The sequence below is a fragment of the Chitinophagales bacterium genome (assembly GCA_017303835.1).
Lineage (GTDB): Bacteria > Bacteroidota > Bacteroidia > Chitinophagales > Chitinophagaceae > JAFLBI01.
Genome location: JAFLBI010000001.1, coordinates 275469 through 301785 on the forward strand (window position 1 = coordinate 275469; position 26317 = coordinate 301785).

Sequence of the window (26317 nt, forward strand, 5' to 3'; positions counted from 1 at the left end):
TAAGATATCTGATTGGATTAGCCGTTCATGCCGCCCATCATGCTACCGGCACCGCCATCCATATCGCCCTTGGTGCTCTTACGCTTGAAGAGGTTTGGATCAAACTTACCAAAGCGCCAGCTGAAGTTCAGGCGTAATACCTGTGGGTCTCTTCTGCGCTGGAAAGTCTGGGTAAAGAATGGAGACTCAGCAAAGCTTTGTTGTAACTGTGTGCGGAAAATATCGTTCATGCTCAGTGTGAGTGAACCGGTATTGCCACCTTTCCATGTGAAATCTTTTCTGATTGACATGTCAACTGCATAACGCGGGAGGTTGTATCCCTGTGCAGTACCAACGTTACCGCCGCCAAACATCATACCACCGCCAAATCCACCACGGCCACCACCAAATCCGCCGCCACCACCACCGGGAGGTAATACAGTCTTGGCTTGGTAATCACCACTCAGCTGGATAGAATAGCCTTTCTTCAACTTAAAGTTGTTATTCAACTTCGCGAACCAGCTTACCAATTGGTTATTGAGGTTGTTGGCAATATTCTCACCATTAATCTGAGAGTTAAAGATGTTCAGGTTAGCAGTCATGTTCCACCATTTCGTTACATCCATACGGTTGGTGATTTCAATACCATAGATTATGCTGTTATTGGCATTGGTAAAGGTGTTGAACACCACACTGTCAAATGGCTTCAATGGATCTGTTCCTTTGTACTGGTAACGTGTAATCAGGTTGGTACTATACTTAAAGAAAGCGTTGATCAATAAGTTGGCTCCTTTCTTATACGCATTGTTATAAGATAATTCCAATGAGTTTACAAATTCAGGCTTAAGGCCTGCATTACCTACGTTCAGGTTCTGAGGGTCTGTATAATCAATAAATGGAATTAACTGGAAGAAATTAGGTCTGTTGATTCTGCGTGAATAGTTCACCTGAATATCTTCTTTGTCTGATTTCTTGTATGTAATAAATGCACTTGGGAAGAGGCTGATCGGGAAGTCTACCCTGAAGCTGGAATCCTTACCCAAAATGCGGCCATCATAGAAAGAGCTTTCTGCTCTCATACCCAATTGATAGCTCCAGTTCTTTTTCTTGAAACTGTAAATGCTATAAGCTGCATATACGGCATCATTGTAAGCGAAATTGGCACTAATGCTTGGGATTGTTTGAAAACTATTGGTGTTATAGTTGTAAAACTGCTGCACGTTATTGCTGGTAAAATCACGCAACTGTGCACGAGCGCCTGCTTCGAACTTGCTGTTATCGGTAATAGGGTTCTCGTAGTCAGTCTGAATGATGACAAAACTATTTGAACCTGAGCCCAGCGTTTTTTGCAGAATCGGATTTCCCTTTATGCTGAAAGAGTTGGGGAAATAAGTTGTTTGTGTAAAGTCAGAATTGTTCTCGTTATTGCTTTTGTTATAATTGATGTCTGCTGTCCACTCATGACCTGCTTTAGGAAAATTATGTTTGAAACTCAAGCTGGCACCCACATTTCTGAATTCTGCTGCAGAATATGCATCTCTGAGGCTGTATGAAGTGAAAATATTGTTGATGGTTGAGTCAATTCGCTGCACTTCTTCGTTGTTGAATACGCCATTCACGTAGCTACCAGATACAGTAATGGTGTTTCTGTTATCAACGAAATAATCCATACCACCTCTTAAGAAAGCAAAGTATCCTGAGTTGGTTGCATTACTGTTTTGTAAAACAATGGCTTTAGAGCTTGTTCCGAAATTGTCTCTGTCTGTCAGTGCAGTTGAAATTGATTTACGCTGGTTGTAGTTACCAGATAAGAAAAAATTAAATTTATTCTGACGGAGGTTTAAATCACCGCCAATGTTTGAACGCCAACGGCTATCCAAGCCATAGCGGAGACCACCGTTGTAACCAACTTTTTTATTCTTCTTCAGAACAACGTTTAAGATACCGGCATTACCACCTGATGCATCAAACTTAGCAGATGGGTTGGTAATCAACTCTACCTTCTCAACGATATCAGCAGGAATCTGCTCTAACGTTAGGGTTGTAGGTCTGCCATCAATGAACAACTGAGGAGCTGCGTTACGAAGGGTAACGTTGCCATCAATATCCACATTCAATGAAGGGATATTACGCATAATTTCAACTGCCGTTTGACCGGTACTGTTGATATTCTTTTCTACGTTAAAGATTTTGCGGTCAACACCCATTTCAAAGAATTGCTTGGCTGTTGTAGTTACCGTTACGTTGGCAAGGGTGCTGGCATCTTCTTCCATCTTTATATTACCCAGGTCTTTATCAGCCTGACCAAGGAGTTGCTGAAAGCCGCCACTTTGTGCCAGTGCCTGTGGGCCGCCGGCAGGCATTTTGATGTCGAATTTGATTGATTTTTCCAGGGTCTTGAAGCCCAGGCTACTTACTTTCAATTTGAAGTTACCGAATAAAGGCAGGTTTTCAATATTGAAATCCCCTTGTTTATCAGTGAGTTGTGTAGATAAAATCGCTTCTTTCATCCTTTTGGTCACCGTATCAAAACGGTTTCCGATCAGCTGAACACTGGCGCCTTCGATACCCTTATTAGAAGCATCCACCAGCTTACCGTAAAATCGGCCAATATTCATATTCTGGCCGCCCATGCCACCGCGGTTACCACCCATACCCGGGAATTGCGAAAAGCCTAAATAACTAATTGACAATAAAATAAAAACAAATAACAATTTTCTCATGACTATATAATTATGCGTATCTGTAAAACAAAGGTGCTTCATATTGGTTGGTGCTGTTTAACTGAATTACACGAACGGTAATTAGACTATGGGGGATGGTGAAAGTCTATACCTTTTGTACCGGGATGAAGCCGTTGGTGTAGCTTATTGCAGGTAAGTGATGAAAATCTGGAGCAAACCGATCACAAATCCCAATACTGCACCGATAATCTCCACAAAACGGAATTCTTTCGACATAATGCTGTTCAGTATCTGTTCCAGTTTGTCAGAGGAGAAGCCGGATACTTTCTGAACCACTATTTTCTCCAGATCAAGGTCCTGTTGTAGATGACCCATATACTGCTGCATCAGATCTGGGAAAAGCAGACGTAATTCCTGCATAAACACCCCTTTCAACTGCTGTATCGTGTTCTCGCCGATAAACATGCTGATGATGGGCATTTCGTCTGCGAGCTTTTTACGCAGGAAATTGTCAATATGGGCTTCCACATGTGGCATCAGCTTTTCCATATTGTCGGCGTTGGTAATCTTGGCGGCTATGTCCTGAAAGGAGAGCAGCTCATTACTAACCAATTTGCCCAGCTTTTCTGCGAACTGCTGCTGACGTTTCGGGAAAATACCCTGAAATGTCACACCCAGAAAGCGTTTGGGCTCGCGGGGATGAAACAGCATTTTAATGGCAATCCAGTTGGTGAACCAGCCAATAAAGGCCGAAATCACAGGAATAAGTAACAACGAATAGTGCATAGTGCTATAAATTAAAAACCCCGAATGATCGGGGTTTTGGGTGATGGGAGATTGAGGGGACTCGAACCCCCGGCCTTCAGAGCCACAATCTGACGCTCTAACCAAGCTGAGCTACAACCTCCGGGTGTTTCAGAAACTGGGTTTCTTTTAACGGGTTGCAAAAATAAGGCAAATCGGTTTTCCGTAAAAACTGTTTTTAAGCCGATCCGCAGAAAGCTTTGTTAATTGGTGTAAGAACGCCTTCGTGGGTTGGTTTTTCGGTTATTTTTGGAAACACATGAATCAATTTCTACATTTTATGATAAAGAGAAGAGGCTGGGTGCTTGCAGTGGTATTGTTATCCGGAGCATTGTTTTTTGCTTTTAGAAGTACAGAAGTATCTCCATCATTCCTTACACAGCGTCAAAAATTATTGGCTGTTATTGGTCAGCTGATCGAGCAACAGCATTATAGTCCTAAAAAAGTAGACGATGCTTTTTCCAGAGAAGTGTTTAAGAAGTTTCTGTCTGAAATGGATGGAGATAAGACACTCTTTCTGCAATCAGATATTGCTTCACTGAAGAAATTTGAGACCAAGATTGATGATGAGATTCATGGTGCTGAAATCAAGTTTGAACCAGCAGTAAGTGCGATTTATGATAAGCGCATTAACGAAGCCATTGCTATCTATAAAGAAATACTGGCATCCCCTTTTAAATTTGATGCAGATGAAAGTTTTCAGCAAGATGCAGATAAGCTTGATTACCCTGCTAGTGCAGCTGAACGTAAAGACCGTTGGCGCAAGAAGTTGAAATATTTCACACTTGAGCGTTATGCTGATTTGTTGGATCAAAAAGAGAAAGCGAAAGCCGGCGACAGTATCTTACTTAAATCAGATGTGCAGCTGGAAAAAGAAGCTCGTGAGCGGGTCTTGAAAATTATGAATAAGACTTTTGATCGTATCAAGAGTACCTACAATGAAGAGCAGCGATTCTCAACTTATATCAATAGCATCACGCAGCTGATTGATCCCCATACAGATTATTTTCCTCCAGTAGAAAAGCGTGCATTTGATGAGCAAATGAGTGGTCGCTTTTTTGGTATTGGTGCGCAATTGCGCGAAGATGATGCCGGTGTTAAAATAGCCAGCATTGTACCGGGCGGACCAGCATGGAAGCAAGGTGATCTGGGCGTTGATGATCTGATCATCAAAGTAGGACAGGAGACTGGTGAAATGGTTGATCTAACAGGTTATGCAGTAGAAGATGCAGTAAAATTGATTCGTGGAGGAAAGGGTACATTGGTAAGGCTGACATTTAAGAAAAAGGATGGAACTGTTAAAACGATTACTATCCAACGTGAAGAAATTGTACAGGATGAAGCATATGCGCGTAGCGCGATTGTGAAGCAGGATAATCAGAAGATTGGCTATATATACTTACCTGATTTTTACGCCAACTTTGAAGATGCCAATGGGCATCGTTGTTCAGAAGATGTGGCAAAGGAAGTGGAGAAATTGAAGGCAGAAGAAGTGGATGGTATTGTGATTGACTTGCGCAACAATGGTGGCGGTTCATTATACGAAGTGGTTCAGATGGTAGGCCTGTTTATTCCGCAAGGTCCCGTAGTTCAGGTGCGTGACAAAGAAGGCAAATCAACTGTATTGTATGATCGCGATCCTTCAGTATTGTATGATGGTCCACTGGCTGTGATGGTGAATGAGTTTAGTGCTTCTGCCAGTGAAATCTTTGCAGCAGCCATTCAAGATTATAAGCGTGGTGTGGTTATTGGCAGTACATCTACTTTCGGTAAGGGAACCGTACAGCGTAATGTGCCTGTTGGTCGCCCGCTGGATTTTGTTTCTGGTAGAACAGATATGGGTGCATTGAAACTCACTTTTCAGAAGTTTTATCGCGTAAGCGGTGCTTCTACACAGCTGAAAGGTGTAGTACCTGATCTGGTATTACCTGATGTATTGGAGAACTATAAGCTTCGTGAAAAAGATCGTCCTAACGCACTTCCCTGGGATGAGATTGCAGCTTCTCAGTACAATGCATGGAAGGGGTACAACAATTTTGAACCTATCGTTAGCTCGGTGAAAGCAAGTGTTGATAATGGTTCAAACTTTTCTGTACTGAAAAGCAATCTGGATTGGTTAACAAAGTATCAGGAAGCGCCTGTGCCACTGAGTTTGGTAAAGTATAAGGAAAACCAACAGCGCATTCGCGAAACGGTTACTCAAAACAATAATTTGCTGAAGCTGAAAGAGGAAATGAAAGTGGAAGTGTGCTCTATGGATAGAGTAAAGTTCTTCAGTAACCCTGATAAGCCAAAGGGAGATCGTTATCAGGCTTGGTTACGTGGGGTGAAGGGTGATATGTATATTGATCAGTCAACTAAGATAGTGAGCGAGCTGGCAAAAGCACATAAAGCGGTTACAGCAGCAAAGTAAATTGCAATAAAACAGCTACAAGCCCACGAAAGTGGGCTTTTTCATTCGTACAGGTAAATGCCAGACCCGTTATATTTGTAGGCATGAAGCAGTTGCTTGATAATGAGAAGCGTTGGTATGCCCTGTATACCAAACCGAAGTGGGAGAAAAAAGTAGACAGCATACTGATCCGCAAAGGCATTGAAAGCTGGTGTCCGCTGCAAAAAGTGGAAAGGCAGTGGAGCGATCGTAAGAAGGTGGTAGAAATGCCCCTGTTTAAATCCTATGTATTTGTACGTGTCACTGAAGCAGAGCGATTGTCTGTGTTGATGACAGATGGCGTACTCAACTTTGTCTATTATGTAGGTAAGCCAGCCATTATCCGTGATGAAGAGATTGACCTGATCAAAACTTACCTCGCTGAAAAGCAGGCTCAATTGTCTGTTATTTCTGTTGAAGGTTTTGAGCAGGATATGCAAGTGGAAATCAATTACGGCGTATTCATGGGAAATGTGGGTACGGTGATTCGCGGTGGTCGCAAAAAAGTATTTGTGAAGCTCCAGAGTCTTGGTCAGGTAATGGTGGTTGAGTTTCCCGCTGAATATTTGAGTCCTGTTCAATAAATCAGGCAAATCCATCATGCCCCTATCTTTTTTTAAATCAAAACGAGTAACGCCTGATCTCTCTTTTATTGGAGTGGATATGCATTCGCATTTGTTGCCGGGTTTGGATGATGGAGTGCAGGATGTGGCTGACAGCATTCGATTCATTGCTGCTTTGAAAGAAATGGGTTATCACCGATTCATTTGTACACCACATATTTTGCATGGTATCCATCCGAATTCTCCAGAAACTATTTTGCCTGCTTTAGCTACCCTGCAAAACGCTTTACAAGAGGCTAATCTGCAAGTAAGCACAGGTGCGGCCGCAGAGTACATGGTAGATCTGGAAATGGAAGAAGCTTTGAAAAAGCATCAAACTGTTTTGCCTTTGGGTAAGCAATATGTCTTAATTGAAATGTCTTATGCTGCACCTTCGCCCAATATAGAATCTGTGATTTTTGAATTGCAGTTACAAGGGTATAAGCCGGTGCTAGCACACCCTGAGCGGTACAATTTCTTTCACCATATGCCGGCACAGTTAACCAGGCTTCGTGATATGGGCTGTTTGCTCCAGTTAAATCTTTTGTCCTTGTCTGATTATTACGGTGCTGGTGTGCGTCGCTTTGCGGAAAAGCTGGTGAAAGAAAACCAAATCGATTTTGCAGGAACTGATTTGCATCATCAGCGTCATCTTGATGCACTTACTGAATTAGCTTCCCAGAAAAGTTTCTATCAGTTGTTACAGCCACTGAAATTGAGAAATCAGGAATTAGCGTAAGGTCCAGTCGATAATTTGGTTCGCCCACTCGGCGCGATAAGGTGTTTGCACACGAATATAATTATCTGTATAGCCCTCCATTAAACCATTCTTTTCATGGCCTTCAAACAACACTTTTCTAGTTTCACCTACGTGTTGCTGGTTGAAGAAATTCTGTTTCATGAAAGAGAGATTACGCAGTACTTTATTGCGTTCATGCCTTTCATGCATGGGTACAATGGGCTTGATATCCAGTGCTTTGGTATTGGCTCTTTCTGAGTAGGTAAATACGTGGAGATAAGATACATCAATGCTATGCAGAAAATCAAATGTCTCTTGAAAATCTTCTTGTGTTTCACCGGGTGTGCCTACTATCACATCTACGCCAATGGCACAATGCGGCATCAGGCTTTTGATGTATGCTACACGTTCAGCGTATAGTTCACGCTTGTAGCGGCGGCGCATCAATCCTAAAATCTTATTGCTGCCACTCTGTAATGGAATATGGAAATGCGGCATGAAAGCCCTGCTCTTTGCTACATAAGCAATGATCTCATCTGTCAACAAATTAGGTTCGATGGAAGAGATGCGGTAACGTTCAATGCCTGATACTGCATCCAAAGCTTGCACCAAATCATAAAATGTTTCCTGATGTTGTTTATTACCATCGGGCCCCTTACCAAAATCGCCGAGGTTTACACCGGTGAGTACGATTTCTTTGACTCCATTGGCAGCCAATTGTTCGGCATTGGCAATCACATTCGCAACAGTATCGCTTCTGCTTTTACCGCGTGCCATGGGAATGGTGCAGAATGAACAGTTATAATCACAGCCATCCTGCACTTTCAAAAAAGTACGGGTCCTGTCATTAATGGAGAATGAAGCTGTGAATCCAGAAACATCCTCAATATCGCAGCTGCAGATTTTGGCATCGTCCTGCTTAGACAATTCGCGCAGGTGCTGCGTGATATTGAACTTTTCGGCTGCTCCCAGTACTAAATCCACACCAGGAATAGATGCTATCTCCTTTGGTTTCAACTGAGCATAACAGCCTGTAATCACCACCAGACTTTCCGGCGCTTTGCGTTGGATTCTGCGCACCAACTGGCGGCATTCCTTATCAGCATTATCTGTAACCGAGCAGGTATTGATCACATACACATCGGCCTGGTCGTCAAAAGAACGCTTCTCAAAGCCATCTGCCTCCAATAATCTGGATAGGGTGGATGTCTCTGAAAAGTTCAGTTTACAGCCTAGTGTATGAAATGCAACGGAACGCTTTTCGGTCATAGGGCTGCAAAGATAAGGGCCTGCATCTCTCTGGCAGAAGCATAAATTGGTCTTTGTTGATTTTCAGCGCCTTGCGTCTTATAAAAATTAACAACAATTTCAGGCCAGCTACTGTGCATATATCCTTGTTTTTTTGGGCTTTAAGGGCCTTTCAGGTATTTTCGTCCCTCTCTATTTAAACCAAAACCATATGCAGTTTAACAGGATTAACAACATTACTGGCTGGGTAGTCGCTTTGATTGCTTGTACCGTATACATTCTTACCGCTGAAGCAGGTGGCAGTTTGTGGGATTGTGGTGAGTTTGTGAGCAGCTGTTTCAAGGTGCAGATTCCACACCCGCCCGGTGCGCCCTTGTTTGTTTTATTGGGCCGATTGTTCATTGTTTTCTTTGGTAACGATCCTTTAACTGCCGCTAAAGCCGTGAACGTCATGAGCGCATTGGCGAGTGGCTTTACGATTCTCTTTTTGTTTTGGACGATTACACACTTTGCACGTCGTATCGTCAATGTTGGTGTAAAAGATGTGTTGACTACTTCTCAGGCTTGGAGCATCATGGGTGCTGGTATTGTTGGTGCACTTGCTTATACATTCTCTGATTCATTTTGGTATAGCGCCGTTGAAGGTGAAGTATATGCTTTGAGTTCTTTTTTCACTGCATTGGTATTCTGGGCCATCCTCAAATGGGAACATCAGGCAGATGAGCCAGGCGCAGATAAGTGGATTGTTTTCATCTTCTTTATGATGGGACTTTCCATCGGTGTACACTTATTGAACCTCTTGACCATCCCGGCAATTGTGATGGTGTATTATTTCAAGAAGCGTGCTTCTTTCAATTATGCATTGATCCGTAAATGGTTTATTCGTCTCACCTTGATTGGTGGTGCTGCAGGTTTTGTATTGGCACTCATTGCCGCTTCATCTGAAGCAAACCCTGAGCGTGGTCTATCAACAGATTCAACTTTGGCCGGACTGGTATTGTTGGGCACAGGTATTGCCATTGGCTTACTTTACCTTATTGAAGGTTGGAATAAAGAGAAGAAAGACTACTACGGTGGTATCTACATCTTTTTCATTCTCTCTTGTATCATCACTGGTGTGGTGCAGGTGGGCGTGATTCAATATTCTATTAAAGCCGCGGGTTTCTTCGACCGCACATTCGTGAATAGTTTTGGTCTGCCTTTCTTCAGTGGCTTTGCATTCTTCTTTGCATTACTTGCTGCTTTGGTTTGGTATGGGTTGAAATATGCAGACAAAAAGCAATGGTCATTCCTGCGCTTAGGTCTTTGGTGCTTTACTTTTATGCTGATTGGTTACAGCACTTATGTAACTACCATGATCCGCAGTAGTGCAGATCCCGCTGTAGATATGTACAATGTAGATAACCCAATGAGCTTGGTAGGTTACTTAGGTCGTGAACAGTATGGTGATTTTCCGCTGTTGTATGGTCAGAAGTTTACTGCACAGCCTTATGATTACAAAGAGACAAGCACGAAGTATCAGAAGGGTAAGGATAAATACATTGAGATTGGTAAAGACGGTCATTATGTATATGCAGCAGAAGATAAAATGGTCTTGCCGCGTGTATGGGATGCCAGCAATGATCAGAACCATGCTGATTACTATGCTTACTACTTAGGTATCAATCGTATGAAAGATGGTACTTGGGAGCGTAGTCCTAATCAGATGGATAACCTTAAGTTCTTCTTTGGCTATCAAACATACTGGATGTACTTCCGCTACTTCATGTGGAACTTTGCCGGTAAGCAAAACGATGTACAAGGTTTGTTTGCTGGAAATGTGCGTGATGGTAACTGGATTACCGGTATATCATTTATTGATAATTGGATGTATGGTGATCAGAGCATGATGCCAGACAGTTTGAAAAATAACAAAGCCAATAACAAATTATTCTTATTGCCTTTCTTGCTGGGCTTCTTTGGTTTGTTCTTCCATTACAAGCACAAAGGCGATGATTTCTTGGTGAACATGTTATTGTTCTTCTTCACAGGTATGGCCATTGTATTGTACCTGAACCAGGCAGGTTATCAGCCACGTGAGCGTGATTATGCTTATGTAGGAAGTTTTTATGCTTTTGCTGTTTGGATTGGAATTGGCGTCTTACAAGTGCGTGATTGGTTGTCGAAAGCACTCAAAGGTGCAGCACCTGCTATTGCAACGGTTATCTGTTTATTAGCTGTTCCTGCATTGATGGCACAGCAGGAGTGGGATGATCATGATCGTAGCAAAAAGCAATTGGCCCGTGACCTTGCAAGAGATTATCTGGAAAGTTGTGCGCCTAATGCCATCTTATTCTGCTTCGGAGATAATGATACCTATCCGCTGTGGTATGCGCAGGAAGTTGAAGGTATCCGCAGAGATGTGCGCGTGATTAACTACAGCTTATTGGGTATTGACTGGTACATTAACCAGCTGCGTTATAAGGTGAATGAAAGTGATGCGATAGATGTGATCTGGTCTTCAGACCAAATTGAAGGTCGTAAGCGTGATTATGTGGTGTATCGACCTCAGCCAAGCATTCCGGAAGATCGTTATTACGATCTGTACGATATGATGAAAAACTATGTTGGAAGCGATGATCCAGCTAAAGTAGAAAACAGAGGTGATGATGTGTTGAATACCTTCCCTGTTCGTAAAGTATCAGTACCTGTTGATGCGGCTGCAGTGCTGGCGAACAAGACTGTTAACGCAGGCGATAGTTTGGTGTCTGAGCTGCGTTTCGACATTCCGAAGAATGCTTTGATGAAAAACGATCTGGCTGTATTGAACGTCATTGCTGCCAATAAATGGAACAGACCTATCTACTTCACTTCACCCTTTGGTGAGCTGGGTTTTGGTGAATACCTCCGTAAAGATGGTTTGAGCTATCGTCTCGTGCCTGTCGTGAACAGTCAGTTCAATACAGACAAGATGCTGGATAACCTGATGAATAAATTTAATTTCGGCAGTGCAGATAAAGCAGGTGTATATTTTGATGAAGAAAACAGAAGACACCTGAATTCTATTCGACTGGCTTATGCTGAATTGGCTGGAGATTTGGCAGCGAAAAATAGAAAAGATGATGCGAAAAAGGTATTGGAGAAAGTAGACAAAGCCATGCTGGAAGAGAACTTCCCTTACGCTATGGTGAGCCGCGGTAACCAACACAACCGTATTTCGCTGATGGTATTGCAAGCCGCTTATTTGGCTGGGGACTTAAAGCTGGCTGATAAGATAGCCGCAGCTGTGAAAAAGGATTTGCAACAGCAAGTGCGCTATTACAATAGCCTCTCTGGTTATGCAGCTGATAATATGATGGATGATAAGCAAACCTGTGAAGCATTTATACAGGGTATTAACCAAATGCAGCAGATGTTTGCGCCTAAGCCGGATAGCACAAAAGATGTGATAATCCCGGGTAAAACAGCACCAAAAGATTCTGCAAAGAAATAAACTGGAAAGGGCTGCTGCAAAGCAGCCCTTCTTATTTAAACCATTACTTTGTTCTGGTGTTTTATCATAACTTGATTCTATGATCGGACATCGCTTTCTGAAATATGATCCACAAGCCAATGGCAAAACCCGCTTCGAGCAGATGCTGGATATTTTCACGCAACTGCTCAACTATACCAATGGTGATGCGGGCGAAGCATTGGAATGGATGAACCAATTAGATCGACAGTATCATTTTACAGACGATCAATATGGTATGGGCGATTTTATAGAAGACCTGAAAGAGAACGGTTATCTGCAAGAGAATCCTGCCAACGGAGAAATCAGCATAACTGGAAAGACAGAGCAAACCATCCGCAAAAGAAGTCTGGAAGAGATTTTCGGTAAGCTCAAGAAATCAAAGCAAGGCAATCACCAGACCTTTAAACCTGGTCAGGGTGATGAGTCCAATTCTGAAACACGTCCCTTTCAGTTTGGCGATATGCTGGAGCAGATTGATTTCACGGAAAGTATCCGCAATGCACAGGTGAATCATGGTATTGAAAGCTTCTGCATGCAGGAGGATGATTTGCAAATTCGTGAGAGCGATTTCAAAACACAGACTTCAACAGTATTGATGATTGATATTTCTCACTCCATGATTTTGTATGGTGAGGATCGCATCACGCCAGCCAAGAAAGTGGCCATGGCTTTGAGTGAGTTAATCACTACACGTTATCCAAAAGATACTTTGGATATTGTGGTGTTTGGTAATGATGCATGGAGTATTGAAATCAAGGATTTGCCTTATTTGCAAGTGGGTCCTTATCATACCAATACGGTTGCAGGTTTGGAGTTGGCGATGGACTTGTTACGCAGGCGTAAGAACCCCAACAAACAAATATTTATGATCACTGATGGTAAGCCAACTTGCCTGAAAATTGGTGGTCGCTATTACAAGAATAGTTTCGGCTTGGATAGAAAAGTGCTGAACAGGTGTATGAATCTGGCGGCACAGTGTAAGAAATTAAAAATTCCCATCACCACTTTCATGATTGCTTCAGATCCTTATCTGCAGCGCTTTGTGCAAGAGTTTACGGAAGTGAATCAGGGTAAAGCCTTCTTTGCTTCACTGGATAAGCTCGGTGCTTTCATCTTCAAAGATTTTGAAAGTGGTAAAAGAAAGACTGTCTATTAATATGGAATGGCAAAAGATTAAAACACTCGGTGAGCTGAAGCAGGCTGGCTATCGTTCCCGTTCAGTGAAAGAAGAAGTACGTGAGAACCTAATTGGCATGATCCGCAGAAAGGAAAATCCTTTCCGTGGCATTATGGGCTATGAGGATACAGTGATTCCTGATACAGAGCGTGCGTTGCTATCGAGACACAATATGTTGTTTCTGGGTTTACGCGGACAAGCAAAGACGCGTATGGCAAGGCAGATGGTGGATTTGCTGGATGAATATATTCCGGTAATTGCGGGTAGTGAAGTGAATGATGACCCGCTGCAGCCTTTGAGCAAGTATGCCAAAGACTTGATTGCCGAGCATGGCGATGATACGCCCATTCATTGGGTGCATCGTACAGAGCGTTATGGCGAGAAGTTAGCAACGCCTGATGTAAGTGTGGCTGATTTGATAGGTGATATTGATCCCATCAAAGCAGCCAATCTCAAGCTCAGCTTTGCGGATGAGAAAGTGATTCACTATGGTATCATCCCCAGAAGTAACCGAGGCATTTTCGTGATTAATGAATTGCCAGATTTGCAAGCACGTATTCAGGTTGCACTCTTCAATATTTTACAGGAAGGCGATATTCAAATTCGTGGTTTCAAACTGCGTATGCCATTGGATATTTTGTTTGTGTTTACTGCCAATCCGGAAGACTACACCAATCGTGGCAGCATTGTTACGCCGTTGAAAGACCGTATTGAAAGCCAGATTCTCACGCATTATCCAAAAGATTTAGAGACTGCATTGGCTATTACTGAACAGGAAGCAAATCTACATTCTGAGCAGTCAGGAAATATCAATGTCAGCGATCTGATTAAGCGATTGATTGAGCAAGTAGCTTTTGAAGCGAGAAATAATGAATACGTAGATCGCAAGAGTGGCGTAAGTGCCCGTTTAACCATTGCTGCTTTTGAGAATGCAGTCAGTGCAGCTGAGCGTCGTCTCTTGATTCATGGCGAAAAAGCTACACAGGTTTGGATTGCCGATTTGATGGGTATCATACCTGCTATTACAGGTAAGATTGAGTTGGTGTATGAAGGTGAGCAGGAAGGGCCTTATCAGGTTGCCTTGAATTTATTGGAGAAAGCTATCCGTACACAATTCACACAATACTTTCCCAATCCTGAGCTCAGTAAGAAGAAGCGTAGCACTGGTAAAGCATCTCAGCAAGAGAAAGGCGAGGAGAACCCATATCGTCCGATTACTGCATGGTTCGATAAGGGCAATCAATTGGACCTTTTGTTAGACATGTCTGATGCTGATAAAAAAAATACACTCTATCAGGTAGATGGGCTGCACGCGTTTGTCAAGAAGTCCTATCCCAAAGCCAATGAATCAGAATTGTCCTTACTGATGGAGTTTGTGCTTCATGGTTTAGCGGCTTACTCGCTCATCAGCAAGCGCATGCTGGATGGGAAACTATCCTTCCAGGATTTAATGGGCAGCATGATGAACTTCGGTGGTCAATCGCTTGACCTAACCGAAGAAGACTTTGAAGAAGATGATGATAACTAAGCTTAGAACTTAAAGCCTGCTGAGATACCTCCGTAAAAAGGGAAAAAGCCACCTTCTGGTACAATCAAAGGAGAGAGAAATACTCTGCCCGTAAACCCTTTTTTGATGGGTTGATAACGATAGCCTAAGCTGAGGTATCCAATCACTGTAGAGTTGTTGGCCTCAAAAACAGATTCACCATCAGACAAAGAAAATAAGGAAGCACCAGCGCCGGCTTCAAAGTAATGACCATCCTTACCGGATAAGTAGTTTAAACCAACGGGCAAAGTGAATACACCTGCATTAAGAAATCCAATACCACCTAAGCCAAGACGCATACCTAGACCTGATTGTGATTTTTGGAATCTGAAATCATAGTTAACAGAAAATAATCCCGGACCGCCTATTTCACCGTAAACGGAGCTGGCACCTTTTGTTGAGGTATTGGTTGATTTATCTTGCGCTGTAGCAGTAAAGGATGCAATCAATAGTATTACGATAGGCAGTATCTGTCGCATATTGTTTTTTTTATCAAGTTATGTAATCTCTGCGAAACTAGATCAGTGTGGTTAATAGCTGCACTGTTTGATCAATTTCTGCAGTGGTATTGTGCTTGCTGAATGAGAAGCGCACAGTCACCTGGTTGGGATTATTGTTGATAGCCCTGATTACATGGCTACCGGCATCCGCACCACTGGTACAAGCACTGCCTCCAGAGGCGCAGATATGGTTGATGTCCAAATTGAAGAGCAACATCTCACTTTTCTCTGTCTTAGGGAAGCTAACACTCAACACGGTGTATAAACTGCGTCCTTCAGGATCGCCATTAAAGTTTACAGCCTTGATGTGTTTCTCCAACTCGCGCTTCATATACAATTTCAACGATTGCATGTAAGCGCTGTCTTTATCATGATTCTCTGTAGCTAGTTCTAAAGCTTTTGCAAAACCAACGATGCCATACAGGTTTTCAGTGCCTGCACGCATGTTTCTTTCCTGTGAACCGCCATGTACAAAAGGTTTGATGCGCACATTCTCATTGATGTAGAGAAGGCCCACACCTTTAGGTCCGTGGAATTTATGTCCCGCACCTGTGATAAAGTGTACTGGTGTATTGCGTAAATCAAATGGAAAATGACCAACTGTTTGTACCGTATCGCTATGAAAAATGGCTTGGTGTTTTTTGCATAATTCACCAACTGCATGGATATCCAGCATATTGCCAATTTCATTATTGGCATGCATCAAAGTAACCAGACATTTTTCTTCACTATTCGCTAATAATTGCGCTAGATCATCCATATCTACATGGCCATTGGGCAGAATCTTTACATAGCTTAATGCTGCTTCTCCGGTATGATACAAATGTTCTACCGTGTGCAGGGTTGCATGGTGTTCGATAGGAGAAGATATAATGTGTTTACAGCCCAAATCACGAACAGCAGCAGTGATAGCTGTATTGCTACTCTCAGTGCCACCACTGGTGAAAAAGATTTCAGCAGGGTGGGCGTTCAGGATTTTAGCCACGCTTTTACGTGCATTCTCGATCGCTAAACGACTCTCTCTACCATAACTGTAGATAGAAGACGGGTTGCCAAAATGCGACGTTAGATAGGGCATCATGGCTTCCAGAACCAACGGGTCTAGGGGTGTGGTAGCAGCATTATCCAGATAAATCCTGTTCATTCGTTTGGGCTTAGGAGGTGCAAATGTAAAAAATCCCGCCGAGGCGGGATGATTAAGTATTGTGTAGGATTTACATAGCTTCTCTGATGTCCTGCATAATCCGCTTGGCAATATTGTCTGCCGTTGTTTCGAAATTGCTTTCGGCATAAATGCGGATAATGGGTTCTGTATTGCTGGTGCGCAAGTGTACCCAGTCTGTTTCAAATTCGATTTTCAGTCCGTCTTCTGTATTGATCTCCTGTTTCTTGTACTTCTTTTTAATCTGCTCAAAGATCTGCTGTACATCAATCTGCTTATCCAGCTCAATCTTATTCTTACTCATGAAATAATCCGGATAGCTGTTGCGGATCTGTTTGGCAGATTTGCCTTCCTTGGCCATGAAAGTGAGGAAGAGTGCAATGCCAATCAGTGCATCGCGACCATAATGTAAATCGGGTACAATAATACCGCCATTGCCTTCGCCACCGATTACGGCATTGACTGCTTTCATCTTTGTTACCACATTCACTTCACCAACAGCAGAAGGGTAGTATTGTCCGCCATGTTTCAACGTAACATCTTTCAAAGCACGGGTAGAAGACATATTGCTGACGGTATTGCCTTTTCTTTCGCGCAGCACATAATCAGCCACAGCTACCAGTGTATATTCTTCGCCGAACAGGCTACCATCTTCGCATACAAAACAGAGACGATCAACATCGGGATCTACTGCAATACCCAAATGGGCTTTTTGTTTGTTCACCTCGTTGCAGAGCTCAGTAAGGTGTTGGGGTAATGGTTCGGGGTTGTGGGCGAATTTGCCATTCACTTCTCCATTCAATACCACCACATCTTTTACACCCAATGCTTTCAATAATGCGGGCACTGCAATAGCACCTGTACTATTGATGGCATCCAGCACAATGCGGAATTTCTGCTTCTTGATAGCTGCAACATCTACCAGCGGATAGGCAAGGATTGCTTCAATGTGTTTATCTAATGCGTTTTCAACAACAGTATGCGTACCCAGTTTATCAACACTTGCAAAATTGAAATCTTCTTTTGCAGCAATTTCCAATAAAGCTGTGCCATCGGCACCGCTGATGAACTCGCCCTGCTCATTTAATAATTTCAGGGCATTCCATTCTTTGGGGTTATGGCTGGCAGTGAGGATAATACCACCGGCTGCTTTTTCAAATACCACGGCCATTTCAACCGTAGGAGTGGTGCTCAGGCCCAGATCCAATACATCAATACCCAAAGCATTTAGGGTACTGATCACAAGCCTTTGTACCAATTCTCCGCTGATACGGCCATCACGGCCTATTACTACTTTTTTATTATCGCCGGCACGGGATAAAAGCCAAGTGCCATATGCTGCAGTAAAACGAACTACGTCTAAAGGGCTCAATGTATCCCCGGGCTTACCGCCAATGGTGCCTCTGATACCTGAAATACTCTTAATCAATGCCATGATTCACAATTTTGCTTCGGGGGGTAGGGCTGCAAACTTAGTTGAAAAACTATTTCTTGCACCTGTTATTTTTGCGCCAATTTAGCAGCATGCAACAGCAGTCGTGGTATAGAGATTGGTTTAATTCGCCGTATTATCATATGCTTTACCAGCATAGGGATGACCGGGAAGCTTTTGCCTTTATCAATACCCTGATTGGCTATCTGCAACCACCGCAGGGTGCTATTATGCTCGACATAGCCTGTGGCAAAGGAAGGCATAGCAAGGCACTGGCGGAAATGGGTTTTGATGTAACCGGTATCGATTTATCACATGCATCTATTGAAGAAGCAAAACAGGACGAATCAGACAGGTTGCATTTCTATCAGCATGATATGCGCAGAACATTTCGGGTGCACTATTATGATTATGGGTTTAATTTCTTTACCAGTTTTGGTTATTTCAATACCCGCAGAGAGCATGATAATGCCATTCGCACCATGGCGCAAAGCCTGAAACGCACCGGAACATTAGTTATTGATTATCTGAATGTCCACTACGTGGAAGCCGGACTGGAAAAAGCAGCTATTCACACAGTGGATGATGTGCAGTTTCAGATTACACGCTGGCATGATGAAGCGCATTTTTTCAAACAGATTCAGGTACTGGATGCCGGTGCGCATTCGCCAAGGCATCTGTATACAGAGCGTGTGGCCAAATTCACTTTAGGTGATTTTACAGAAATGCTGGCGTATCAGGGCTTACAGATACAAGAGGTATTTGGTGATTACCATTTGGGCCAATATGATATACATCACTCCCCAAGGATGATTCTGCTGGCGAAATATCGTTAAGGCTTTTTAATTTTTGATAGACTATCTGTCAATGATTGCTGGGGCATAGAAAGTATAATTCTTGGATTGTTTGAATAGCCAATGGTTGGGATGGTGCTCTTATAGTGTTTATCCGGTCGTATCACTGCCATTCGATCCAAATTAGATTCGTATATATCAAAACCGCCACCATTATTGCCTTTGAAAACAAAAGAGGGTTTTTGTTGATTGCTGATCGCATTCGGCATTTGATTTTCGGGTGCTTGTTGATGAGCTTTTAATCTATGCTTGTTGAATTCGGGCAGGGATGTATCCCCTTTCTGCTTTTTGGGTTGCGCAGTAAATACTTTTATTGAAGGCGGATAACTCATTTGCGCACTTGCAAATGAGCCAATCAGGCTGAATAAGCAAATAAAACTTACACGCATACAACAGATTTCGCTACTAATTTATCCTTTTTGCCGAATGTGTTTCCTGTTTGTGCGGTGCCTTCTTTAATTTTAACAAATGCAGACCCTGTTAAGTGCCTTCAATTTTTGGGATAGAATCTGGTTTACACTCAATGAGTGGGATACCTGGCTTTTTCTGCAGATCAATAATCATTGGACCAATACCCTTTTCGACAGTGTTTTTCCTTGGTGGAGAGAATCTGTTGCTTGGGCGCCATTATATGTCTTTTTAATTGCACTGGTATTTGTCAATTTTCGCAAACAGGCTTGGTATATCATCTTGTTTGTACTTATTACCGTTACCTTGAGTGATCAGATCAGTAGTAACCTGCTGAAAAAATGGATTGAGCGTCCAAGGCCTTGTAATGATGCAGCTTTATTGTCTGATGTGCGTTTGTTATTGAATCACTGTTCGGGAGGATTCAGTTTTACCTCATCTCATGCTACCAATCATTTCGCCATCAGTATGTTCTTGTTCATGACCATGCGTCAATTCTTTGGTAGATGGATATGGGCTTTTTTCCTTTGGTCGGCCAGCATTTGCTATGGTCAAATCTATGTTGGTGTACACTATCCGCTGGACGTTTTTTGCGGCGCATTACTGGGTTTGAGCATTGGTTGGTTTACCGGGACAGCGTTTTTGAAACAACAAGCATCTCTTGAACTGACCTAAATCCAATAGCACATGATCCCCCAAAGAGTCTTTTGGTTCATCATTTTTTTATGTATTGGCACCTACCTGCTTGGTGCTTTCTGTATACCCCTAATGGATATTGATGCAGCACAGTATGCATCCATCAGCCGTGAAATGTTGGAAAAGCAAAGTTTCTTACAGGTATATGATCTAGACCATGATTACCTGGATAAGCCGCCCATGATATTCTGGCTATCGGCCTTGAGTATGTCTGTATTTGGTATACACGACTGGGCTTACAGGTTACCTTCCATTCTTTTCGCATTGCTGGCTATTCTGAGTACCTATCGCTTTGCAAGAATCTATTATCAAAAAGAGATTGCACAATTGTCTGCCATGATTTTGGCTGCATCTCAGGCGATGTTTCTAATTACCCATGATGTGCGCACAGACACCATGCTCATGGGTTGGGTGATGTTGAGTGTATGGCAATTGGCTGCATGGTACCAGACCAACCGGTGGATTCATTTTATTATTGCTTTTACTTGTGTGGCTGGAGGAATGATGACGAAAGGTCCGATTGCATTGGTGGTGCCTGGTGTTGCATTTGCTATTCACTTTTTATTACGCCGTTCGTGGAAACAGTTTTTCAGATGGGAGTACATCGCTGCAGTGTTGTGGATTGCCTTGCTTTTATTGCCGATGAGTATCGGATTGTATCAGCAATACGATTTGCATCCCGGCAAGATGATCAATGGTGTACCCATTCAATCGGGATTGCGCTTTTATTATTGGACACAAAGCTTTGGTAGATATACAGGCGAGAACGTATTCAATGAAATGAATCACTTCACCTTCCTGTTGGAAAACATGTTCTGGAGTTTTCTGCCCTGGGTATTTCTTTTCTTGATTGGTTTATTGAATCAGGTGATTGCATTGATCAGAAGTCGGTTTCATTTAACAGATAAAGAAGAGTGGGTAAGTGTTGGTGGATTCCTGCTTACCTATGTGATGTTAGCTCGCAGCCAGGCACAATTGCCGCATTATATTTTTGTCGTCTTCCCATTTGCGGCAATCATCACTGCAAGGTTTGTATATCAATTATTTCATACGGCAGATTTTACAAAATGGAGGAAACCTTTATTGATTTTTCATGGTTTCATCTTTGCCATCATTTGGTTGGCTACCATTGCGCTGATGTACTGGCCTTTCCGAGCAACAGTACCCATCTATGTACCCATACTCGCAGCATGTTGTTTGCTAGGTTATTTTACCATCCTCTCTGCTAAAAAACTATCACTGCCGCACTTGCTTGAGATTAGCTTCTTTACCATCATCGGTGTGAATATATTCTTGTCGACAGCATTTTATCCCAACGTGCTTCAATACCAAATGGGTAATACTGCTGCCGAAAAATTGGCTGCAAAGAAGATTGATCCGGACAAAGTATATCTCTATCACATCTACCCTGGTCATTCCATGCATTTTTATGCAAAGCATGTATTTCATCCGCAACATCAGCCTGATTCACTAGCGCAAGGCAATTATTTACTAGCACCTAAAGACAGTACTGCTGTGCTAACAAGCAAACATCCATTTTTACAAGTGATAGATGAGGGCCCGCACTTTGGCGTAACCAAGCTTTCATTGCCTTTTTTGAATCCTGCTTTACGCAATCAGGAAGTGCCGGATTATGTCTTGCTACAGCGCAAATAAAGCACTTGTAGAAGTTTGATTAGTTTCGCAGCATGACTGAAGTCTTAATCATATTTGGTTTGATTGTGGTGAACGGTCTTTTCTCCATGGCTGAGATTGCCTTGGTATCTGCGAGAAAAGCCAGATTGGAAGGGCAGGCTGCTAAGGGCGATATGGCTGCAAAAAAAGCACTGGAGCTGGCGAACCATCCAGATACTTTTTTGTCCAGCGTGCAAATTGGTATCACACTCGTTGGTATTTTGACAGGTATTTTTTCTGGCGAAAAATTTACCGGCGATCTGGAAAACTGGTTACAAACCATTCCTTCGCTTGCGCCCTATAAAGGCATTATTGCAACATCAATAGTGGTAGTGGCCATTACTTATTTCTCCTTGGTGCTTGGTGAGTTATTGCCCAAGCGTATCGGTTTGAGTAACCCGGAAACAATTGCCAAAAGAGTTGCGGGCCCAATGCGCATCATCAGCCTGATCACTTTCCCTTTTATCTGGTTATTGAGTAAATCTACTTGGGTATTGGTGAAACTGCTTGGTATCAAAAGCAACGAGAATCAGGTTACGGAAGAAGAAATCAAAGCCATTATCAGCGAGGGTACCGAGCAGGGAACTATTGAAGAGGCGGAGCAGGAAATTATTGAGCGTGTTTTCCATCTGGGTGATAGAACTATTACATCCTTAATGACCCATCGCAGCGATATTGAATGGGTGAGTCTTCAGCAGACTGTTGGAGAAATGAAAGCTGCTATGAGCGAAATGGTTCACACTGTATATCCTGTTTGTGATGGCTCGATTGACAATATCAAAGGCGTTATCTCTGTTAAAGATATTCTCAAAGCTGATGAGCAATTGTTGGTGAAAAACCTCATGAAGCCGGCAATGTATGTGCCGGAGAATAACTCTGCTTATGTGGTGTTGGAACGTTTCAAGCAAACCAAGATTCACCATTGTTTTATTGTGAATGAATATGGCAGTATTGAAGGGATGATTACCCTAAATGATATCCTGGAAGCCATTGTGGGCGATATTCCGCAGCCTGATGAAGAGAATTATGAAATTGTACAGCGTGCAGATGGTAGTTATCTGGTAGATGCACAAATCAGTTTCTTTGACTTTCTGGCTTATTTTGATCACGAAGATTGGATGCCAGAAGGGGAACAGGAGTTTGATACGCTGGCCGGCTTTGTGTTACATAAGCTCGAGAAAATTCCAGCAACGGGCGATGTCTTCAGCTGGAGAGGTTTTCAGTTTGAGATCATCGATATGGATAACCATCGTATCGATAAGATTTTGGTAACTACTGCAAAAACAGCAGACTAAAACTCGAACCTTACAGTATTCTTGGGGTATTCCAGTTTGTAGCTTTTTTCTGTGCCTTTATTTTTCACATGGAAAATATTGATCTGATTTTTTTCAAAATCATACAATAGCTCACAGTGGATGTCCATTGACTTGAAGCCTGTAAAATTTTCTACCTCAAGATAACACCAAGTACTTTCTTTGATTTGTTCAAAGCCTAATAATTGCCATTTAACAGCCTTGCCATCAGTGCTGATATGTAGTTGCTTATTCAGATAAGCAGCAAGCAAAGCTTCTGTAGCTTTTTTGTCTGCAGGATTTAATAAATCCACTTTGGTTTTGCCAAACTGTTGCAAGGTTTTCTCGAGGTCATCCGTAAAAATGCGCACACTAATTTCAAGGGATCTGTCCTGCTGATTATGGTTGATATCGATTACGCTCACGAAAAATGGGTGAAGCAGGCCCAGCAGGGCAGTGAACAGCCATTGGTGTACTATATTTACCATTCAACCGGTTTTTTTGGACACGACAAATGTCCTGATTAATTTGACACCGACTGCATATGAGTGACTTCAGCATATATTTCGGTATCGGCTACGAACATATCGCCGATTTTAAAGAGTTCAAAGGCCTGGATCATATTTTATTTATCCTGGCACTTACCCTTCGTTATCAATGGAGTGATTGGAAAAAACTGTTGATTCTTGTAACAGCTTTTACAATAGGCCATTCCGTTTCGCTGGCATTAACAGCTCTTGATATTATTGATCCGCCAATGGATTGGGTAGAGTTCCTGATTCCCTTATCTATCGTCATTACAGCTGCCACCAATGTTGGGGTAAAGAAATTCAATTTTAAATCAAAGTTTCCTTTAATATATTTCCTAGCCCTTTTCTTTGGTTTGGTACATGGTATGGGTTTTGGTTACGGCCTCAAAAGCCTTTTGGGTAAGGGTACAGAATTGCTGATGCCATTACTGGCTTTCAATGTCGGGCTGGAAATTGGGCAATTGGTAGTTGTTGTCGCAATACTATTGCTAACCTTTATATTTACAGGCCTTTTGAAAGTGAACAGAAGAGAATACCTGCTTTTTGCGTCTGCTATGGTATTCGCACTGGCACTGCAAATGAGCATTGAAAGAGCACCTTTTTTAAACCACTGATACAATGAGAAGAATTACTGTCCTATTCATGTTGTTTTGTTTCGCAGTAGCTGCGCAAGCACAAAATATAATGAATAACCCCACGTCTAATCACGGTAACAAGTTTGAGCAGCTGGGTACCATTCTGCCTACGCCAAATGAGTATCGTACCGCGAGCGGTGCACCTGGTCCCAAGTACTGGCAACAGCGTGCTGATTACGACATCAAATGTGAGTTGGATGAGAAAAACCTGAAACTCACCGGTAGCGAAACCATCACTTATTACAACAACTCTCCAGATGTATTGACATATCTCTGGTTGCAGTTGGATGAAAACGAGCATAGCTCTGTTAACAATGCCAACTATCAGGATGGCTCATCACTGGGTCGCCAGGTTTCTGTTCGCACCTTGGAAGCAATGGAAGAGGCCAAGACAGATAATGGTTATGGCCATATCATCAGCAAGCTAACTGATGCTTTGGGTAAGCCATTAAAGTATACTATCAACAAAACAATGATGCGTATTGATTTGCCGGCCCCACTCAAGCCTGGTCAGAAATTCGTGTTCAACGTTGATTGGAGTTATAAGATATCTAACCGTATGGCTATGGGTGGCCGTGGTGGTTATGAGTTTTTCCCTGAAGATGGTAATCATGTGTTTACCATTGCACAGTGGTATCCTCGTTTGTGTGTGTACAGCGATTTCCAAGGCTGGCAAAACCATCAGTTTACCGGGCGCGGTGAATTTGCACTCACATTTGGAAATTACAAAGTGTCTATGACCGTACCTGCTGACCACGTTGTTGGTTCTACAGGTGAGTGTTTGAACTATGCACAAGTGTTAAGCCCAGCACAATTAAAGCGTTGGACTGATGCTCAAACTGCTAAAGAGCCTGTAGAGATTGCAAATTTGCCTGAAGCAGTTGCTGCTGAGAAGCAGAAGAGCAGTGCAAAAAAGACTTGGGTATACAAATCAGATAATGTGCGCGATTTTGCCTGGACTTCTTCACGCAAATTCGTTTGGGATGCAATGCCTGCTTATGTAGAAGGTAAGAAGATCATGTGTATGAGCTTTTATCCTAAGGAAGCGTACAACTTGTGGAAGCGCTATTCAACAAAAGCTGTAGCACACACCATCAAAGTCTATTCTAAATTCTCTATTCCATATCCTTATCCAACTGCACAAAGTGTAGAAGCCGCAAATGGTATGGAATATCCAATGATCTGTTTCAACAACGGTCGTTGCGAAAAAGATGGCAGCTATAGTGAAGCTACCAAGTATAGCATGCTGGGTGTAATCATTCACGAAGTTGGACATAACTTCTTCCCAATGATCGTAAACAGCGATGAACGTCAGTGGAGCTGGATGGATGAAGGTTTGAATACATTTGTGCAGTATCTGGCTGAGGAACTGTGGGATAATAAATATCCTTCTCGTCGCGGGCCAGCCTGGGCAATTGCTGATTATATGAAATTGCCAAAAGATCAGTTGGAGCCAATCATGACCAACAGTGAAAACATCATTCAGTTTGGTCCTAACGCTTACTCTAAGCCTGCAACTGGTTTAAATATTCTGCGTGAAACCATCATGGGCCGTGAACTCTTTGATTTCTCTTTCCGTGAATATTCACGTCGATGGGCATTCAAGCATCCAACACCTGCTGATCTCTTCCGCACAATGGAAGATGCCAGTGGCGAAGACCTGGATTGGTTCTGGAGAGGTTGGTTTTATAGCATTGAAGCTTGTGATATTGCGATTGATACTGTAAAGTATGCTGTATTTGATCCGAACGCAGCTGCTGCAGCACCTCAGGGTGGCTTTGGTGGTCAGCGTCCGGGTGGCGGCATGGTGAACCTGGCAAAACCAATGATGAACAGCTTTGAAGACATCTCTAAGATTCGTAACCGTCAGGATAAGAGCATTCTGTTTGCAACGGATGTTGATACCACATTACGTGATTTCTACTGGCGTTATGCACGTGGTCTGGAACCATACGATACAACGAAGTATCCAGCTCCTAGCTTTAATATGACACCTGAAGCTTTAACGGATGCAGAAAAAGCCAAGTGGTCAAATGCACACTTGTATGAAATTACTTTCACCAACAAAGGTGGTCTTGTAATGCCTGTGATTGTTGAGTTTACTTACGAAGATGGTACTAAGGAAACAGAGCGTATTCCTGCACAAATCTGGCGTAAGAATGAAAACAAGTTCAGCAAAGTATTCATGACCAAGAAAAAAGCTGTAGGTATCAAATTGGATCCAATGCGTGAAACTGCAGATATTGATGAGACAAACAACAGCTGGCCTAAAGTAAGCGAGCCTAGCAAGTTCTCCATCTTTAAAGCGGCTGCACGTTCTCGTGGTGCTGGTGGTGGTATCAACCCCATGCAAAAAGCTATGGAGAAAAAGAACAGCAACTAATTCGTTGATAAATTTAGCTAATCCCTCTGCCGCAATGCAGGGGGATTT

At 42.7% G+C, this 26317-nt stretch carries 20 protein-coding genes and 1 tRNA gene; 12 read left to right on the forward strand and 9 right to left on the reverse strand.

The genetic code is table 11. The features are described 5' to 3' along the window. Positions 1-17 precede the first annotated feature (17 nt). The 3 genes from J0L83_01290 to J0L83_01300 form a co-directional block, all read right to left on the reverse strand. Positions 18-2702 (reverse strand): TonB-dependent receptor, encoded by a 2685-nt coding sequence (locus J0L83_01290; protein MBN8663181.1) that lies wholly within the window; start codon positions 2700-2702, stop codon positions 18-20. A 144-nt stretch (positions 2703-2846) separates the two neighbouring features. After that, positions 2847-3449: a DUF445 family protein gene (locus J0L83_01295; GenBank protein ID MBN8663182.1), complete on the reverse strand. Its 603-nt coding sequence runs from the start codon at positions 3447-3449 to the stop codon at positions 2847-2849. Between the two features lie 46 nt (positions 3450-3495). After that, positions 3496-3570: transfer RNA gene (locus tag J0L83_01300), tRNA-His, on the reverse strand. A 177-nt stretch (positions 3571-3747) separates the two neighbouring features. Between J0L83_01300 and J0L83_01305 the strand changes: the two genes are divergently transcribed. The 3 genes from J0L83_01305 to J0L83_01315 all read left to right on the forward strand — a co-directional run bounded on the left by J0L83_01305 (position 3748) and on the right by J0L83_01315 (position 7239). Further along, positions 3748-5880, forward strand: a complete 2133-nt coding sequence (locus J0L83_01305) for a carboxy terminal-processing peptidase (GenBank protein ID MBN8663183.1) — start codon at positions 3748-3750, stop codon at positions 5878-5880. 83 nt (positions 5881-5963) lie between these two features. Continuing rightward, complete coding sequence (locus tag J0L83_01310; GenBank protein ID MBN8663184.1) at positions 5964-6482, forward strand: UpxY family transcription antiterminator; 519 nt, start codon at positions 5964-5966, stop codon at positions 6480-6482. Positions 6483-6498: 16 nt separating this feature from the next. Continuing rightward, complete coding sequence (locus J0L83_01315; protein MBN8663185.1) at positions 6499-7239, forward strand: histidinol phosphatase; 741 nt, start codon at positions 6499-6501, stop codon at positions 7237-7239. On the opposite strand, the gene mtaB is transcribed toward J0L83_01315, so the two are convergent. Further along, entirely contained in the window at positions 7231-8508 is a 1278-nt protein-coding gene (gene mtaB, locus J0L83_01320) for a tRNA (N(6)-L-threonylcarbamoyladenosine(37)-C(2))-methylthiotransferase MtaB (protein MBN8663186.1), read from the reverse strand. The two genes, J0L83_01315 and mtaB, sit on opposite strands and share 9 nt — an antisense overlap. 190 nt (positions 8509-8698) lie before the next feature. Here mtaB and J0L83_01325 point away from each other — a divergent pair, with 190 nt between their 5' ends. From J0L83_01325 to J0L83_01335, 3 genes are all read left to right on the forward strand, one after another. Continuing rightward, positions 8699-11959: a DUF2723 domain-containing protein gene (locus J0L83_01325; GenBank protein MBN8663187.1), complete on the forward strand. Its 3261-nt coding sequence runs from the start codon at positions 8699-8701 to the stop codon at positions 11957-11959. Between the two features lie 79 nt (positions 11960-12038). Beyond that, positions 12039-13136: a VWA domain-containing protein gene (locus tag J0L83_01330; protein ID MBN8663188.1), complete on the forward strand. Its 1098-nt coding sequence runs from the start codon at positions 12039-12041 to the stop codon at positions 13134-13136. 1 nt (position 13137) lies between these two features. Then, positions 13138-14685 carry a sigma 54-interacting transcriptional regulator gene (locus J0L83_01335; protein MBN8663189.1) on the forward strand — a complete coding sequence of 516 codons (1548 nt, stop codon included), beginning with the start codon at positions 13138-13140 and terminating at the stop codon, positions 14683-14685. Between the two features lie 2 nt (positions 14686-14687). On the opposite strand, the gene J0L83_01340 is transcribed toward J0L83_01335, so the two are convergent. From J0L83_01340 to glmM, 3 genes are all read right to left on the reverse strand, one after another. After that, entirely contained in the window at positions 14688-15182 is a 495-nt protein-coding gene (locus tag J0L83_01340) for a hypothetical protein (GenBank protein MBN8663190.1), read from the reverse strand. 37 nt (positions 15183-15219) lie between these two features. Beyond that, the gene (locus tag J0L83_01345; GenBank protein ID MBN8663191.1) at positions 15220-16347 is read right to left on the reverse strand and encodes a cysteine desulfurase; all 1128 of its coding nucleotides are present in this window, start codon (positions 16345-16347) and stop codon (positions 15220-15222) included. Positions 16348-16417: 70 nt separating this feature from the next. After that, on the reverse strand, positions 16418-17800 hold the full coding sequence (gene glmM / locus J0L83_01350; protein MBN8663192.1) for a phosphoglucosamine mutase: 1383 nt from the start codon (positions 17798-17800) through the stop codon (positions 16418-16420). Between the two features lie 89 nt (positions 17801-17889). On the opposite strand from glmM, the gene J0L83_01355 reads away from it, so the two are divergent. Then, a complete protein-coding gene (locus J0L83_01355; protein ID MBN8663193.1) occupies positions 17890-18633 on the forward strand; it encodes a class I SAM-dependent methyltransferase in 744 nt (247 codons plus the stop codon). On the opposite strand, the gene J0L83_01360 is transcribed toward J0L83_01355, so the two are convergent. Beyond that, positions 18630-19040, reverse strand: a complete 411-nt coding sequence (locus J0L83_01360) for a hypothetical protein (GenBank protein MBN8663194.1) — start codon at positions 19038-19040, stop codon at positions 18630-18632. The genes J0L83_01355 and J0L83_01360 overlap by 4 nt on opposite strands. 79 nt (positions 19041-19119) lie before the next feature. On the opposite strand from J0L83_01360, the gene J0L83_01365 reads away from it, so the two are divergent. From J0L83_01365 to J0L83_01375, 3 genes are read left to right on the forward strand one after another with little or no spacing between them, the layout of a single operon-like run. Beyond that, positions 19120-19734 carry a phosphatase PAP2 family protein gene (locus J0L83_01365; protein MBN8663195.1) on the forward strand — a complete coding sequence of 205 codons (615 nt, stop codon included), beginning with the start codon at positions 19120-19122 and terminating at the stop codon, positions 19732-19734. A gap of 12 nt (positions 19735-19746) precedes the next feature. Then, entirely contained in the window at positions 19747-21411 is a 1665-nt protein-coding gene (locus J0L83_01370) for a glycosyltransferase family 39 protein (protein MBN8663196.1), read from the forward strand. A gap of 32 nt (positions 21412-21443) precedes the next feature. Then, positions 21444-22724: an HlyC/CorC family transporter gene (locus J0L83_01375; protein ID MBN8663197.1), complete on the forward strand. Its 1281-nt coding sequence runs from the start codon at positions 21444-21446 to the stop codon at positions 22722-22724. Here J0L83_01375 and J0L83_01380 read toward each other — a convergent pair. Further along, positions 22721-23209 (reverse strand): hypothetical protein, encoded by a 489-nt coding sequence (locus J0L83_01380; protein ID MBN8663198.1) that lies wholly within the window; start codon positions 23207-23209, stop codon positions 22721-22723. The genes J0L83_01375 and J0L83_01380 overlap by 4 nt on opposite strands. A 56-nt stretch (positions 23210-23265) precedes the next feature. Here J0L83_01380 and J0L83_01385 point away from each other — a divergent pair, with 56 nt between their 5' ends. Continuing rightward, positions 23266-23865 carry a HupE/UreJ family protein gene (locus J0L83_01385; protein MBN8663199.1) on the forward strand — a complete coding sequence of 200 codons (600 nt, stop codon included), beginning with the start codon at positions 23266-23268 and terminating at the stop codon, positions 23863-23865. A 4-nt stretch (positions 23866-23869) separates the two neighbouring features. Next, positions 23870-26269 (forward strand): M1 family metallopeptidase, encoded by a 2400-nt coding sequence (locus J0L83_01390; GenBank protein MBN8663200.1) that lies wholly within the window; start codon positions 23870-23872, stop codon positions 26267-26269. Positions 26270-26317 lie beyond the last annotated feature (48 nt).

Bases quoted from the DNA above. Each gene is read 5' to 3' on its own strand.
- J0L83_01290 (MBN8663181.1), bottom strand. From the start codon at position 2,702: ATGAGAAAATTGTTATTTGTTTTTATTTTATTGTCAATTAGTTATTTA.
- J0L83_01295 (MBN8663182.1), bottom strand. From the start codon at position 3,449: ATGCACTATTCGTTGTTACTTATTCCTGTGATTTCGGCCTTTATTGGC.
- J0L83_01305 (MBN8663183.1), top strand. From the start codon at position 3,748: ATGATAAAGAGAAGAGGCTGGGTGCTTGCAGTGGTATTGTTATCCGGA.
- J0L83_01310 (MBN8663184.1), top strand. From the start codon at position 5,964: ATGAAGCAGTTGCTTGATAATGAGAAGCGTTGGTATGCCCTGTATACC.
- J0L83_01315 (MBN8663185.1), top strand. From the start codon at position 6,499: ATGCCCCTATCTTTTTTTAAATCAAAACGAGTAACGCCTGATCTCTCT.
- mtaB (MBN8663186.1), bottom strand. From the start codon at position 8,508: ATGACCGAAAAGCGTTCCGTTGCATTTCATACACTAGGCTGTAAACTG.
- J0L83_01325 (MBN8663187.1), top strand. From the start codon at position 8,699: ATGCAGTTTAACAGGATTAACAACATTACTGGCTGGGTAGTCGCTTTG.
- J0L83_01330 (MBN8663188.1), top strand. From the start codon at position 12,039: ATGATCGGACATCGCTTTCTGAAATATGATCCACAAGCCAATGGCAAA.
- J0L83_01335 (MBN8663189.1), top strand. From the start codon at position 13,138: ATGGAATGGCAAAAGATTAAAACACTCGGTGAGCTGAAGCAGGCTGGC.
- J0L83_01340 (MBN8663190.1), bottom strand. From the start codon at position 15,182: ATGCGACAGATACTGCCTATCGTAATACTATTGATTGCATCCTTTACT.
- J0L83_01345 (MBN8663191.1), bottom strand. From the start codon at position 16,347: ATGAACAGGATTTATCTGGATAATGCTGCTACCACACCCCTAGACCCG.
- glmM (MBN8663192.1), bottom strand. From the start codon at position 17,800: ATGGCATTGATTAAGAGTATTTCAGGTATCAGAGGCACCATTGGCGGT.
- J0L83_01355 (MBN8663193.1), top strand. From the start codon at position 17,890: ATGCAACAGCAGTCGTGGTATAGAGATTGGTTTAATTCGCCGTATTAT.
- J0L83_01360 (MBN8663194.1), bottom strand. From the start codon at position 19,040: ATGCGTGTAAGTTTTATTTGCTTATTCAGCCTGATTGGCTCATTTGCA.
- J0L83_01365 (MBN8663195.1), top strand. From the start codon at position 19,120: ATGCAGACCCTGTTAAGTGCCTTCAATTTTTGGGATAGAATCTGGTTT.
- J0L83_01370 (MBN8663196.1), top strand. From the start codon at position 19,747: ATGATCCCCCAAAGAGTCTTTTGGTTCATCATTTTTTTATGTATTGGC.
- J0L83_01375 (MBN8663197.1), top strand. From the start codon at position 21,444: ATGACTGAAGTCTTAATCATATTTGGTTTGATTGTGGTGAACGGTCTT.
- J0L83_01380 (MBN8663198.1), bottom strand. From the start codon at position 23,209: ATGGTAAATATAGTACACCAATGGCTGTTCACTGCCCTGCTGGGCCTG.
- J0L83_01385 (MBN8663199.1), top strand. From the start codon at position 23,266: ATGAGTGACTTCAGCATATATTTCGGTATCGGCTACGAACATATCGCC.
- J0L83_01390 (MBN8663200.1), top strand. From the start codon at position 23,870: ATGAGAAGAATTACTGTCCTATTCATGTTGTTTTGTTTCGCAGTAGCT.